9 protein-coding genes are annotated in these 14,047 nt (G+C 66.8%); 5 read left to right on the forward strand and 4 right to left on the reverse strand.

What is annotated here, in order from left to right; genetic code table 11:
- The first annotated feature begins 89 nt into the window (after positions 1 to 89).
- Positions 90 to 2,486 (forward strand): TonB-dependent siderophore receptor, encoded by a 2,397-nt coding sequence (locus ACZ5YA_RS08105; protein WP_464092349.1) that lies wholly within the window; start codon positions 90 to 92, stop codon positions 2,484 to 2,486.
- Between the two features lie 82 nt (positions 2,487 to 2,568).
- Here ACZ5YA_RS08105 and purL read toward each other — a convergent pair whose 3' ends face one another.
- Positions 2,569 to 6,618 (reverse strand): phosphoribosylformylglycinamidine synthase, encoded by a 4,050-nt coding sequence (gene purL, locus ACZ5YA_RS08110; RefSeq protein ID WP_464092350.1) that lies wholly within the window; start codon positions 6,616 to 6,618, stop codon positions 2,569 to 2,571.
- A gap of 358 nt (positions 6,619 to 6,976) precedes the next feature.
- Between purL and ACZ5YA_RS08115 the strand changes: the two genes are divergently transcribed.
- The 3 genes from ACZ5YA_RS08115 (at position 6,977) to ACZ5YA_RS08125 (ending at position 9,943) form a co-directional block, all read left to right on the forward strand.
- Complete coding sequence (locus tag ACZ5YA_RS08115) at positions 6,977 to 7,525, forward strand: TRAP transporter small permease (RefSeq protein ID WP_059373394.1); 549 nt, start codon at positions 6,977 to 6,979, stop codon at positions 7,523 to 7,525.
- Complete coding sequence (locus ACZ5YA_RS08120) at positions 7,522 to 8,820, forward strand: TRAP transporter large permease (protein WP_059373396.1); 1,299 nt, start codon at positions 7,522 to 7,524, stop codon at positions 8,818 to 8,820. The genes ACZ5YA_RS08115 and ACZ5YA_RS08120 overlap by 4 nt, the downstream gene beginning before the upstream one ends.
- 94 nt (positions 8,821 to 8,914) lie before the next feature.
- Positions 8,915 to 9,943, forward strand: a complete 1,029-nt coding sequence (locus ACZ5YA_RS08125; RefSeq protein ID WP_059373398.1) for a DctP family TRAP transporter solute-binding subunit — start codon at positions 8,915 to 8,917, stop codon at positions 9,941 to 9,943.
- A 118-nt stretch (positions 9,944 to 10,061) separates the two neighbouring features.
- Here the strand turns inward: ACZ5YA_RS08125 and greB are convergent, their stop codons facing one another.
- From greB to ACZ5YA_RS08140, 3 genes are all read right to left on the reverse strand, one after another.
- Entirely contained in the window at positions 10,062 to 10,613 is a 552-nt protein-coding gene (greB, locus tag ACZ5YA_RS08130) for a transcription elongation factor GreB (protein ID WP_059373400.1), read from the reverse strand.
- Between the two features lie 71 nt (positions 10,614 to 10,684).
- Complete coding sequence (locus ACZ5YA_RS08135) at positions 10,685 to 11,530, reverse strand: 3',5'-nucleoside bisphosphate phosphatase (RefSeq protein WP_059373401.1); 846 nt, start codon at positions 11,528 to 11,530, stop codon at positions 10,685 to 10,687.
- A 65-nt stretch (positions 11,531 to 11,595) separates the two neighbouring features.
- On the reverse strand, positions 11,596 to 12,531 hold the full coding sequence (locus tag ACZ5YA_RS08140; RefSeq protein WP_464092838.1) for an alpha/beta fold hydrolase: 936 nt from the start codon (positions 12,529 to 12,531) through the stop codon (positions 11,596 to 11,598).
- A 283-nt stretch (positions 12,532 to 12,814) separates the two neighbouring features.
- On the opposite strand from ACZ5YA_RS08140, the gene cfa reads away from it, so the two are divergent.
- Positions 12,815 to 13,999 (forward strand): cyclopropane fatty acyl phospholipid synthase, encoded by a 1,185-nt coding sequence (gene cfa / locus ACZ5YA_RS08145; RefSeq protein WP_118932097.1) that lies wholly within the window; start codon positions 12,815 to 12,817, stop codon positions 13,997 to 13,999.
- Positions 14,000 to 14,047 lie beyond the last annotated feature (48 nt).

Consider the following 14,047-nt stretch of genomic DNA (forward strand, 5'->3'; position numbering starts at 1 on the left):
AAATTCGCGAAAACCGTAGCACTTTTTATTTCTCGTTCGGGATACCTGCATATCCGCAGCATTCACGTCCGCAACGAGGAACCCACTCCATGCAAGCCCGCTCCACTCCCAAGCCCGCCCGCAGCACGCTGGCGCTGGCCCTGACCGCCCTGGCGCTGGCCGCGCCCCCCGCCGCCATGGCCGCGGGACCAGGCTCCCCCTCGCCCCAGGAGCGGGCCGCCAGGAGCTACGACATTCCCGCCGGCCCATTGGACCAGGTGCTGAACGCCTACTCCCAGCAGGCGGGCGTGACCATCGCCATCGACGGCGCCCTGACCGCGGGCCGCCGCAGCCCCGGCCTGCGCGGCGCCTATGGCCTGAACGCGGGCTATGCCGCGATCCTCGCCGGCAGCGGCCTGGCCGCGCGGCAGGAAGGCGGCGGCTACGTGCTGCGTCCGCTGCCGCCCGGCGCGGCAGGCATTTCCACGCTGGAGCCGGTCACCGTGCGGGCCTCGAGCGTGGCGCCCGACAGCTACGTGGCCGAGGAAACCCGGGCCGGCACCAAGACCGACACGCCCATCCTGGAAGTCCCGCAGTCGATCTCGGTGGTGACGCGGGCGCAGATGGAAGCGCAGAACGCGCAAAGCGTGACCGAAGTGCTGCGTTACGTGCCCGGCGTGACGGTGGAAACGTATGGCGTGGATCCCAAGGGCTTCGATTGGGTCATGCTGCGCGGCTTCAACGCCCAGGCCACCAGCGACTACAAGGACGGCCTGCGCCAGGCCACGTCCGGCTACACCCTGTTCCGCAGCGAACCCTACGCGCTCGATCGCATCGAAGTGCTGCGCGGCCCCTCTTCCGTGCTGTACGGCCAGGGCGACGCGGGCGGGGTCATCAACCGCGTGAGCAAGCTGCCCTCGGCCACGCCGCACTACGAGGCCGAGCTGGAGTACGGCAGCTTCCAGCGCAAGCAGGCCGCGGTCGATCTGACCGGCCCCGCGACCGAAGACGGCACGCTGATGTACCGCATCATCGGCGTGGCGCGCGACGCCAACACGCAATTCACCTACCCCAACGGCGACCGCATTTCCGACGACCGCCTGTTCCTGGCGCCTTCGCTGACCTGGGCCCCTTCCGCCGCGACCCGCTTCACGCTGCTGACGGAGTACCTGCGCGACCGTTCCGGCGGCACCATCGGCACGGTTACGGTGAACGGCAAGCCCACCAATCTGCGCAACGGCGATCCCAATTTCAATCGCTACGACCAGGACCAGAAGAGCATCGGGTATCTGTTCGAGCATCGTTTCAACGACACGCTGCAGGTGCGGCAGAACCTGCGCTACGGGCGGGTCGATTCGATCCTGGACAACATGTTCCTGGCCGGCCTGACGCCCACCGGCATCGCCCGCACTGCCCGCCGCTACGACGAAAGCATGACCGCGCTGGCGTTGGACAACCAAGCCCAGTTCGACCTGCGCACCGGTCCGCTGGCCCATACGCTGCTGCTGGGCCTGGACTTCAACCGCAGCAGCGCGGACGTGTCGCGCACCATGGGGCCCGCCCCCAGCCTGAACCCCTTTGATCCAGTCTATGGCGTGGACGTGCCCACGCCGACCATACCGCTGGCCAACTACCTCGAGCGCACGCACCAGACCGGCCTGTATCTTCAGGATCAGGTCCGCTTCGACGAGCGCTGGGTGCTGACCCTGGGCGGCCGCTACGACTGGTACAGCCAGAAGACCGAAAACCGGATCCTGAACAACGACTCCGATCAAAGCGGCAGCCGCTTCAGCGGCCGCGCCGGCCTGAACTACGTCATGCCCAACGGCGTCGCGCCCTACGTCAGCTTCGCCCAGTCCTTCCTGCCCAATACCGGAACCTCGGCGCCGGCCAATGGCAGCTCTCCGTTCGCGCCCTCGCGCGGACGTCAATGGGAAGGCGGCATCAAGTTCCAGCCGCCCGGGTCGAATGCGCTCTACACGCTGGCGGTCTTCGACATCAAGAAGAGCAACGTACTGACCAATGACCTGCAAAACCCCGGATTCCAGGTCGCTTCGGGCGAGGTGCAATCGCGCGGCGTGGAACTGGAAGGCAAGTTCAGCCTGGGCGACGGCTGGGACTTCACCGGTTCCTATACCTATGTGCGCGCCCGCATCACGCGCGCCAACAACGGCACGGAAGGCAACCGCCCTGCCCTGGTGCCCGAGCATAGCGCGTCGGGCTGGCTGAACTACACGGTGCGCAACAGTGCGCTGGCCGGACTGAGCCTGGGCGCGGGCCTGCGCTACGTGGGCTCGACCTACGGCGACAACGCCAACACGCTGGAGATCGCCGGGCGCACGCTGGTGGACGCGGGCGTGTCCTATGCGGTGGACAAGCACCTGACGCTGTCGGTCAACGCCACCAATCTGTTCGACAAGGAATACCTGGCGACCTGCTCCGACCTGAGCGATTGCTATCCGGGCAGCCGCCGCAGCGTCATCGGCCGGGCGAAGTACCAGTTCTGAGCGCCACAATGAAAACGCCCCGCCAAGTAGCGGGGCGTTTCGCGCAAGCGCCGGGAAGCAAGCCCCGGCGCCAGCGTTTGGCTTACTTCAGCCAGACGCGCGCGTTGCGGAAGATGCGCATCCAGGGGCTGAACGCGCCGCCGGCATCCGCCTTGCCCCACTTCTCGGGCGCCCAGGACATCATGACGTTGCGCGTCACGCGTTCCGGGTGCGGCATCATGACCGTGAAGCGGCCGTCGGCGGTGGTGACCGAGGTCAGGCCGCCCGGGCTGCCGTTCGGGTTGAACGGATAGGCTTCCGTGGCCTGGCCGCGGTTGTCGATGTAGCGCGCGGCGGCCAGCAGGCGGCTGGCTTCGCCCTGCTGCGAGAAGTCCGCATAGCCTTCGCCGTGCGCCACGGCCACCGGAATGCGCGCGCCTTCCATGCCGGCGAAGAAGATCGACGGCGACTTGGCCACTTCGATCATCGCCAGGCGGGCTTCGTATTTTTCCGACAGGTTGCGCGTGAAGCGCGGCCAGAATTCTGCGCCCGGAATCATCGGCGCCAGCGCGGCCATCATCTGGCAGCCGTTGCACACGCCCAGCGCGAAGGTATCGGGACGCGCGAAGTAGGCGGCGAACTGATCCGACAGCTTGCTGTTGAAGCGGATGGTGCGCGCCCAGCCTTCGCCAGCGCCCAGCACGTCGCCGTAGCTGAAGCCGCCCACGGCCACCAGGCCTTGCACCTGCGCAAGATCCACACGGCCGGACAACAGGTCGGTCATGTGCACGTCGATGGCTTCAAAGCCGGCGGTGTCGAAGGCCCAGCCCATTTCCACCTGGCTGTTGCAGCCCTGCTCGCGCAGGATCGCGACGCGCGGACGCTTGCCGGTGTTGATGAAGGGCGCGGCCACGTCTTCCTGGGGGTCGAAGTCCACGTTGGGGCTCATGCCCGGATCCGTGACGTCGTTCCAGACGTCGAGCTCGGCCTGGGCGCAGGCCGGGTTATCGCGGCGCGACATGATGCGGTAGGACACTTCGCTCCAGGCGCGGCCGAGTTCGGCGCGCGGCTGGCCCCAGACCTTCTTGCCGTCGCGGTAGAACTCGACTTCGTCGGCGCCATTCAGGCCGCCGATCACATGCGAATGCGCCGACAGGCCCGCGCCGCGCAGCACCTGCATGACGGCGTCGCGCTGGGCGGCCGGCACCTGGATGACGGCGCCAGCTTCTTCGGAGAACAACGCCTTGAGCGTCAGTTCCTCGCGCTGCACCGCCACCTGCTCGGGACGGATCTTGTAATCGCCCCAATCCGCCGATTGCGGATCGAAGGTCAGCATGTCCAGGTTGACCGAGATGCCGGTGCGGCCGGCGAAGGCCATTTCGGTCAGGGTCGCGAACAGGCCGCCGTCGGAACGGTCGTGGTAGGCCAGGATGGTGCCGGCTTCGGCCAGGGTGCGGATCGTGACGAAGAACGCGCGCAGGTCTTGCGGCGCGTCGATGTCCGGCACGGTTTCGCCGACCTGGTTGTAGGCCTGCGCCAGGATCGAGCCGCCCATGCGATGGCGGCCGCGGCCCAGGTCGATCAGGATCAGCACGCTGTCGCCGGCGTCGGTGCGCAGCTGCGGGGTCAGGCTGGCGCGCACGTCCGCCACGGGCGCGAAGGCCGTGACGATCAGCGACACCGGCGCCACCACCTGGCGCTGTTCGCCGTCCTGTTCCCAGGACGTCTTCATGGACAGGGAATCCTTGCCCACCGGGATCGACAGGCCGGTGGCCTGGCACAGTTCGCTGACGGCGGACACGGTGTCGTACAGCGCGGCGTCCTGGCCGGCCACGCCGCAGGCGGCCATCCAGTTGGCCGACAGCTTGATGTCTTCCAGCCGCGCCACGTCGGCCGCAGCCAGGTTGGTCAGGGCCTCGGCCACGGCCATGCGGCCGGAGGCCGGCGCGTCCAGCATGGCGATCGGGGTGCGTTCGCCCATGGACATGGCTTCGCCGCGGAAGCCTTCGTAGTCGGCCAGGGTCACGGCGCAGTCAGCCACCGGCACCTGCCACGGACCGACCATCTGGTCGCGGCTGGACAGCCCGCCCACGGTGCGGTCGCCGATGGTGATGAGGAAGGACTTGTTGGCCACCGTGGGGTGGCGCAGCACGCGGTAGGCGGCTTCGGTCAGGTCGATGCCGGCCAGGTCCAGCGGCGCGGACACGCCGGGCAGGCGCGTGACGTCGCGGGTCATGCGCGGCGGCTTGCCCAGGATGACGTCGATCGGCACATCCACCGGACGCACTTCGGCTTCGCCCTGCGGACGGATGGTGTCCAGGCCCGGCAGGCCCTCGCCGTCCACCACGCGCAGCTGGCGCTCTTCGGTGGCCACGCCCACCACCGCGTAGGGGCAGCGTTCGCGGCGGGCGATGGCGTCAAAGCGTTCCAGGTCCTTGGGCAGGATCGACAGGACGTAGCGTTCCTGGGATTCGTTGCTCCAGATTTCGGCGGGCGACAGGCCCGATTCTTCCAGCGGCACGCGCTTGAGGTCGAAGATGGCGCCGCGGCCGGCGTCGTTCACCAGTTCCGGGAACGCATTGGACAGGCCGCCCGCGCCCACGTCGTGGATCGCGATGATGGGGTTGTTCTCTGCCTGCTGCCAGCAGCGGTCGATGACCTCCTGGGCGCGGCGCTCGATTTCAGGGTTGCCGCGCTGGACGGAATCGAAGTCCAGTTCGGCCGAGTTGCTGCCCATGCTGATGCTGGAGGCGGCGCCGCCGCCCATGCCGATGCGGAAGCCCGGGCCGCCCAGCTGGATCAGCAACGCGCCCGGAGGAATCACGTCCTTGTGCGTCAGGCCGGCATCGATGCTGCCCAGGCCGCCCGCGATCATGATGGGCTTGTGGTAGCCCCAGCGCGTGCCGCCGGCGGTCTGTTCGAACGAACGGAAATAGCCCAGCAGGTTGGGACGGCCGAATTCGTTATTGAACGCCGCGCCGCCAATGGGGCCGTCGATCATGATGGACAGCGGCGAGGCGATGCGCTCCGGCAGGCCGTGATGGTCGGCTTCCCAGGGCTGCAAGGCATCGTCAAAGCGCAGGTGCGACACGGTGAAGCCGGTCAGGCCGGCCTTGGGCTTGGAGCCGCGGCCGGTCGCGCCTTCGTCGCGGATCTCGCCGCCGTTGCCGGTCGAGGCGCCGGGGAACGGCGCGATCGCGGTCGGGTGGTTGTGGGTTTCCACCTTCATCAGCGTGTGCACGGTGGTGTTGCGGCGGATGTACTTGGCGCCTTCGACGCCCTCGCCCGTCACGCCCGGCACGCCGGCCTGGAAGCGCTGCGCGGGGCCGCCTTCCATGATGGCGGCGTTGTCCGAATAGGCGACCACGGTGCCCTCGGGCTGCGCCTTGTGGGTGGCGCGGATCATGCCGAACAGCGTGTTGGGCTGTTCCTGGCCGTCGATCACCCACTGGGCGTTGAAGATCTTGTGGCGGCAGTGTTCGCTGTTGGCCTGGGCGAACATCATCAGTTCCACGTCGGTGGGATCGCGGCCCAGGTCGCTGAAGGACTTGGCCAGGTACTCGATTTCATCGTCCGACAGCGCCAGGCCCAGCGAGACGTTGGCCTCGGCCAGGGCTTCGGCGCCGCGCGCCTGCACGTCGACCGTGCGCATGGGCTTGCCGGCCAGCGGCTGGAACAGCGCCTGGCCGTCGAAGCTGGCGTCCACCACGGTTTCGGTCATGCGGTCGTGCAGGCAGTCGGCCGCGCGCGCCAGCATGGCGTCGTCGAAGGACTTGGTACCCAGCAGGCCGCGCTCGGGGGTGATCACGTAGCGCACGCCGCGCTCGATGCGGTGCACGGACGCCAGGCCACAGTTGTGGGCGATGTCGGTGGCCTTGCTGGCCCAGGGCGAAATCGTGCCCAGGCGCGGGATCACCAGCAGGGACAGGCTCTTGGCCGGCGCGTCGCCGGTGGCGGGGGTGCCGTAGTCCAGCAATTGGGTCAGGTGTTGCTGCTGTTCGGCCGTCAGGGCCGCGTCGGTGCTGACGAAGTGCTCGTAGCGGGCGGATATGTCGGCCACCGGCAGGCCGGCTTCCTTCAATTGCGCCAGGAGGCGATCGCGACGGAAGGAGGACAGGACGGAGGAACCAGGCAGATGCTGAACTAGGGACACGATGCGGGCGCCGTATAAAGAGAAGGAGAGCAAAACGTGATTTTACCCGTTTAGGGGGTTTTCCCGGAGAGCTTGTTCCACCGACCTCGGATGGCCCGATTTCGACCACTGTTACAAAAGAATTCCAGGCATCCCGCGATTTGATGGTGCAGAGCAATATCGACGACAAATTCCCGCCATTGCGAACCTTTCCCAACACCAGCCGCGCCGCAAGCCCAGCGCTTATGCGGCGGCGCAACATGTTGCGCTTATCCCGCACCGCGGGAAAACACGAACTTCCGGCCCCACGGCGCAACGGTAGGATGCAGCGACCCCCATTAATGCATGGCGCCTACCCGCGCGCTGGCCGCTGCCTCACATGTCCCGCCCCGAAGCCCCCGCCGAGCCTGTCGAACCGATCATTCCCACCGAATCAGATCCCGCAGTCAAAGTGCCGCTGGCCATCGAGGACTGGCTGGCCGTGATCCTGCTGGCGACCCTGGCCATCATTACCTTCCTGAATGTGCTGGTGCGCTACTTCACCGACCAGTCCTTTGCCTGGACGGAAGAGATCTCGGTGTTCCTGCTGATCGTGCTGACCATGGCCGGCGGCAGCGTGGCTTTCGTGCGCAACCACCACATCCGCATCGAGATCCTGGCGGACTCGGGTTCGCCGCGCCGCCAGCGCATCATGGCGCTGATCTCCAACAGCTGCGTGCTGGCCTTCTTCCTGCTGCTGACCGTGCTGTCGGTGAAGCTGGTTTCCGACGAGTACATCTACGAAGAGACCTCGCCCGCCATCGGCGTGCCGACCTGGTGGTATTCGATCTGGCTGCCCGTGATGGCCGCGGCGATCTCGCTGCGCACCATCGGCACGCTGCGCCGCATCGCCAAGAGCGGCCGCGCCGCCGGGCAGGATCAGCAATGATCGCCGCCATCCTCTTCACCGTCTTCATCGTCCTGATGCTGATCGGCGTGCCGGTCGGCGTGGCCCTGGGCCTGGGCGGAACCGTGGCCATCGTGCTGTCCAACCTGGACACGCCCTGGTATGGCCTGCTGACCGTGCCGCAAAACTTCTACGCCGGCCTGGCCAAATATCCGCTGCTGGCCATCCCCATGTTCGTGCTGGTGGGCTCGATCTTCGACCGCTCCGGCGTGGCCAAGCGGCTGGTGGATTTCGCCATCGCCATCGTCGGCCGCGGCCCCGGCATGCTGCCGCTGGTATCGATCGCCGTGGCCATGTTCCTGGGCGGCATCTCCGGCTCCGGCCCGGCCTGCGCCGCCGCGGTGGGCGCGGTGATGATCACCGCCATGTCGCGCGCCGGTTATCCGGGCTCGTTCTCCGCTGCCGTGGTCGCGGCCGGCGCCGCCACGGACATCCTGATCCCGCCCTCGGTGGCCTTCATCATCTACTCGGTGCTGGTGCCTGGCGCATCGGTGCCGGCGCTGTTCGCCGCCGGCATGATCCCCGGCATTCTGGCAGGCTTCGCGCTCATCATTCCGGCGGTCTGGCTGTCGCGCAAGTACAAGATGGGCGCGCTGGAAGCCCACCTGCCCCGCCCGCCTTTCTGGGCCAGCCTGCGCGAAGCCTCATGGGGCCTGGCCGCGCCGGTGCTGATCCTGGGCGGCATGCGCATGGGCTGGTTCACGCCTACCGAAGCGGCCGTGGTCGCGGTGTTCTACGGCCTGTTCGTGGGCATGTTCATCCACCGCACCATCAAGCTGCGCGACCTGTACACCATCCTGCGCGAAGCCGCCGAGCTGTCCGCCGTCATCATGCTGGTGGTCACGCTGGCCGGCATCTTCGCCTGGGCGCTTTCCACCCTGAGCGTGATCGATCCCATCACCCACGCCATCGTCAACTCCGGATTGGGCGAATGGGGTGTGCTGGCGCTGCTGATCCTGCTGCTGATGACGGTAGGCATGTTCCTGGACGGCATCTCCATCTTCCTGATCTTCGTGCCGCTGCTCATGCCCATCGCCAACGCCTATGGCTGGGATCCGGTGTGGTTCGGCGTGATCCTGACCTTGAAGGTCGCCCTGGGCCAGTTCACCCCGCCGCTGGCCGTGAACCTGATGGTGTCGTGCCGCATCGCGCGCGTGCCGATGGAGTCGACGGTGCGCTGGGTGGTGTGGCTGCTGGGCGCGATGTTCCTGGTGCTGGTCGCGGTGCTGGTGTTCCCGCAGCTGGCGCTGTGGCTGCCCAAGAAGCTGGGTTATTGAAAGGGCCAAACGGGACGCCCCCAAGGGGCGACCCCAAGGCCGGCGGTACCGGTATTCACTACAACAACAGACACGCAAAGAGAGGAGACGCAACATGAAATTCCGCAACCTGATCGGAGCGGCCCTGTGCGCGGCGGCCGTCGTCGGCATGGCGCCTGCGCATGCGCAGAACTACAAGCCCGAATACAAGCTCTCCATCGTGGTCGGCACCACCTTCCCGTGGGGCCAGGGCGCTGAAATCTGGTCGAACCTGGTGCGCGAGCGCACGCAGGGCCGCATCAACATCAAGGTCTATCCCGGCACCTCGCTGGTCCAGGGCGACCAGACGCGCGAATTCACCGCCATCCGCCAGGGCGTGATCGACATGGCCGTGGGCTCCACCATCAACTGGTCGCCGCAGGTCAAGCAGCTGAACCTGTTCTCCCTGCCCTTCCTGATGCCCGACTACGCCGCCATCGATGCGCTGGTGCAGGGCGACGTGGGCAAGGAAATGTTCAAGCTCATCGAGAAGGCCGGCGTGGTGCCGCTGGCCTGGGGCGAGAACGGCTATCGCCAGCTGAGCAACTCCAAGCACGAGATCAAGAAGCCCGAGGACATGAAGGGCCTGAAGCTGCGCGTGGTGGGCTCGCCGCTGTACATCGACACCTTCACCGCGCTGGGCGCCAACCCCACGCAGATGAGCTGGGCCGATGCCCAGCCGGCGCTGGCCAGCGGCGCGGTGGACGGCCAGGAAAATCCCCTGTCGATCTACACCGGCTCCAAGCTCTACACCGTGGGCCAGAAATACCTGACGCTGTGGAACTACGTGGCCGATCCGCTGATCTTCGTGGTCAACCGCGAGGTCTGGAATTCCTGGTCCGAAAAGGACCGCGACATCGTGCGCCAGGCCGCGCTGGACGCCGGCAAGCAGCAGATCGTGATCGCGCGCAAGGGCGTGACGCCTGAAGACCCGTCGCTGCTGAAGGAGATCGCGGGCCACGGCGTGACCGTGACCTCGCTGTCGCAGGCGGACCACGAGGCCTTCGTCAAGGTGACCAAGCCCGTCTATGACAAGTGGAAGAAGCAGATCGGCGAAGACCTGGTGAACCTGGCTGAAAAGTCGATCGCCAATCGCAAGAAGTAGGCCGCAAAGAACAAGCAGCAAGCCCCAGGGGAACGGCGGCGCAAGCCGCCAACCGAGGCAGGGACGTCAGATCCCGCCCACCAACGGGCGCCGGCCACAAGCTGGCGCCCGTTTTCTTTTATGCGGGATAGCTGACTTCCAGGATGTCCAGCTCTTCGATCCCGCCGGGCGTGCGCAGCACCACGGTGTCGCCTTCCTTGGCCTTGATCAGCGCGCGCGCCACCGGCGAAATCCAGCTGATCTTGCCCGCCAGCGGCTCGGCCTCGTCGACACCGACGATGGTCACGTTGTGTTCCTCGCCGGCCTTGTCGGAATACAGCACCGTGGCACCGAAGAAGACCTGGTCGCGGTTGGGCTGCGCGGCCGGATCGACCACTTCGGCGATATCCAGCCGCTTGGTCAAGAAGCGCATGCGGCGGTCGATTTCGCGCAGGCGCTTCTTGCCGTACAGATAGTCGCCGTTCTCGGAACGGTCGCCGTTGGACGCGGCCCACGACACCACCTGCACCACGGAAGGACGCTCCACGTTCATCAGGTGCGTGAGTTCGCCGCGCAGGCGCTCATAGCCGCCGGGCGTCATGTAGTTCTTGGTGCCGGCAGGCAGGGCCTGGGCTTGCGGCAGATCGTCGTCGTCCTCGTTGTCCGACTCTTTGACAAAGGCTTTGTTCATGGCGGTTGCGCCGTCTCGGCGCGGTCACAGTCGATAGCTTGAAGGGCAAGGCGGCCCGGCCGCCGCCCGCGTCAGAACCAGTCGTGCCAGACCGGTTTAAGGTCGGGCGGCAAGGCCGGCAAGCGGCCCAGGTCCACCCGGCTTTCCTTCGGACTATGGAAGTCCGAACCGCGCGACGCCAGGAATCCATAGCGGCGCGCCACATCCGCATAATAGCGGGCCTCTTCCGGGGTATGGCTGCCGGTGTTGACCTCGATGCCCAGGCCGCCCAGCTGCAGGAATTCGTCGAACAGCGCGGCAAACTGCAGCGGCGTGTACTTGTAGCGGCCGGGATGCGCGATGACGGCGATGCCGCCCGCGCCGCGGATCCAGCCCACGGCTTCCGCCAGCGTGGCCCACTGCATGGGCACGTGGCCCGGGCGGTCATCGCCCAAATGCTTGGTGAACACGGTCTGCACGTCGGGGCAATAACCGGCTTCGACCAGATAGCGCGCAAAGTGCGTGCGGCTGATGAGTTCGGGGTTGCCTGCGAACGGCAGCGCGCCTTCATAGGCGCCGGGCATGCCCATTTCCGCCAGGCGTTCGCCGATGCGCTTGGCGCGTTCGGCGCGGCCGGAGCGGGTCTTGCGCAGGCCTTCGATCAGGGCAGCGTTCTCGGGGTCGAAGCGCAGGCCCACGATATGCACGGTCACGCCCGCCCAGGTCACGGAGATCTCGACGCCGGTGGCGAAGTCCATGTCCAGCTCGCGCGCCGCGCGGGCCGCTTCGGCCACGCCGCCGATTTCGTCGTGGTCGGTCAAGGCCCATACGTCCACGCCGTTGGCATGCGCGCGCTGCGCCACGTCGCGCGGCGCGAGCGAGCCGTCCGAGACGGTGGAATGGCAATGCAGATCGATGTTCAGTGTGCGCGCGTTCATCCAGCTATTGTAGAGAAGGCCCGGCAGCGTGGATAGCGCCGAGCCGTCCCCTGTTTACGGCGCGGTCAGGACAGCAGAAAGGACGCGACCGGATCCACCTGCTCGTCCGCGATCAAGGTGGGCGCATGGCCCACGCCGGCCACTTCATGGGCCTGTGCGCGCGGATTGCGCTTGAGCATTTCCTCGACGGTGGCGCGCGTCAGCAAGTCGGATTCCGCGCCGCGCACGATCAGCACGGGGCACGGCAGGGAATCATACGAACGCCACAGGATCTGTTCGCCGGCCGCCAGTTCCTCTGGGGTCTGCGCGGCCAGGGCCTGCGACAGCGCCAGGTCGTAATGCTTGACCCACTTATCGCCCTGCCGGGGATACAGATAGCGCGCCAAGTCCGCCCACTGCGCGTCGGTATGCGGGCCGAACGTGGTGGAGTTGGCGCGCATGGTGGCCACGGCCTCTTCGAAGCTTGCGAACTCGCCGGGTTCGCCCACGTACTGGCCGATGCGCGCCAGGGCGCCCGTCTCCAGGCGCGGCCCGACGTCATTGAGCACCAGCTTGTCGAGATGGAAGCCTTGCTCGGGCGGCAGCATGCCCGCGTGCGGACGCATGGCCAGCATGGCGCGCGCGAACACGGCCGCGCCCGACAGCGCCAGGCCGATCAGGCCGCCCATCGACGTCCCCACCCAGGCCAGCCGCGCCGGCTTCAGGCGCGCAAGCAGGGTCACCATGTCCGAGACGTACTGCGGCACCGTGTAAAACGCGGGATTGGCCAGCCAGTCGGAGCGGCCACGTCCCACCACGTCCGGGCAGACCACGCGATAACGCCCCGCCAGCCTCCGCGCCAGCGTATCGAAGTCCCGCCCGCTGCGGGTCAGGCCGTGCACGCAGACCAGCACCTGGTCGTTGGCCGGGTCGCCCCATTCCCAGTAGGCCATGCGGTGCAGTCCCGCCGGGCTGGCGCATGTGACGAAATTCAAACGGGGTTCCAGGCTGGCGTCCACCATCGATACACTCCACAAGTCGTTGCGCGCCATGGCGAAGGCGCGCCAGGCCGGTATCTTATAGGACGGCGGGCTGCGCCGCCGCAACACCCCGGCCGTGGGGTTCTGGACTATCGGCCCGGTCGTCGCTACGATCCTGGCATCCGGATCGCACCGCCGCCGCGGAATTGCCATTGCCTATCGAGGCGATCCAATCATTAAATTGGAGTTGCGGACCTGTTAGGATCAGAGTCGGAAGTTTCAAGCATTGCCAGATCAGTCATCCCAAAATTGATATGGAGTCCGTATGCAGCAGAGCAGTCCTTCCTCGCCGCTGGCCGCCACCGGCCATCAATCCGCCAGTTCCCCTCCCCCCGAACCTCCCAAAGTGCTCCAGGACATCCTGGCCCGGGCCGACGTCCGCATCAACGGCAACCGCCCCTGGGACATCCAGGTTCATGACAAGCATATGTACGACCGCGTCTTCGCCAGCTGGTCGCTGGGCCTGGGCGAATCCTACATGGACGGCGAATGGGACTGCGACCAGCTCGACGAACTGTTCACCCGCCTGCTGCGCGCGGACATGGGGTCGGCGGCGCTGGGCCTGGCGCGCGTCAAGCTGATCGCCGAACACCTGCGCCACAAGCTGTTCAACCTGCAGTCCAAGCACCGCGCGTTCGAGGTCGGCGAACAGCACTACGATGCGGGCAACGATGTGTTCGAGGCCATGCTGGACAGCCGCATGATCTATTCCTGCGCCTACTGGGAAAACGCCCAGACGCTGGAAGAGGCGCAGCTGGCCAAGCTGGAGATGATATGCCGCAAGCTGCAGCTGCGCGAAGGCGAAACGCTGCTGGATATCGGCTGCGGCTGGGGCGGGCTGGCGCGCTTCGCCGCCGAACGCTACGGCGTCAAGGTCACGGGCGTGACCGTGTCCAAGGAGCAGTTGGCGCTGGCGCAGGAACGGGTCAAGGGCCTGCCGGTGCAACTGCTGCTGCAGGACTACCGCGACCTGCAGGGCAGCTTCGACAAGGTGGTGTCGGTGGGCATGTTCGAGCACGTCGGCCCCAAGAACTACGACACCTACTTCAGCAACGTGCAGCGCCTGATGGCACCGGACGGCGTGTTCCTGCTGCACACCATCGGCATCGCCGCCACCAGCCAGAGCACCGACCCCTGGATCGACCGCTACGTGTTTCCCAACGGCAAGCTGCCATCGGCCCGGGAGATCGCCACCGCCGTGGAAAGCCGCTTCATCATTGAAGACTGGCATAACTTCGGCGCGGATTACGACCGCACCCTGATGGCCTGGTGGGACAACTTCGAGCGCGCCTGGCCCGGCCTGGAATCGCGTTATGGCAACCGCTTCTACCGCATGTGGAAGTACTACCTGATGTGCTGCGCGGGCTTCTTCCGCTCGCGTGAGGGCCAGCTCTGGCAAGTGATGCTGACCCACCCGCAACGCCAGGAGATGTACCGCTCGCTGCGCTGAAGGCAGTGACGTCATCGCCAGCAAGCCGCCCCAAGAGGGCGGCTTTCT

Source organism: Achromobacter sp. JCM 18799, assembly GCF_055395645.1.

Excerpts from the sequence above, each read along its gene's own strand:
- ACZ5YA_RS08105 (WP_464092349.1), top strand. The coding sequence starts at position 90 with ATGCAAGCCCGCTCCACTCCCAAGCCCGCCCGCAGCACGCTGGCGCTG.
- ACZ5YA_RS08115 (WP_059373394.1), top strand. The coding sequence starts at position 6,977 with ATGTCCCGCCCCGAAGCCCCCGCCGAGCCTGTCGAACCGATCATTCCC.
- ACZ5YA_RS08120 (WP_059373396.1), top strand. The coding sequence starts at position 7,522 with ATGATCGCCGCCATCCTCTTCACCGTCTTCATCGTCCTGATGCTGATC.
- ACZ5YA_RS08125 (WP_059373398.1), top strand. The coding sequence starts at position 8,915 with ATGAAATTCCGCAACCTGATCGGAGCGGCCCTGTGCGCGGCGGCCGTC.
- greB (WP_059373400.1), bottom strand. The coding sequence starts at position 10,613 with ATGAACAAAGCCTTTGTCAAAGAGTCGGACAACGAGGACGACGACGAT.
- ACZ5YA_RS08135 (WP_059373401.1), bottom strand. The coding sequence starts at position 11,530 with ATGAACGCGCGCACACTGAACATCGATCTGCATTGCCATTCCACCGTC.
- ACZ5YA_RS08140 (WP_464092838.1), bottom strand. The coding sequence starts at position 12,531 with ATGGTGGACGCCAGCCTGGAACCCCGTTTGAATTTCGTCACATGCGCC.
- cfa (WP_118932097.1), top strand. The coding sequence starts at position 12,815 with ATGCAGCAGAGCAGTCCTTCCTCGCCGCTGGCCGCCACCGGCCATCAA.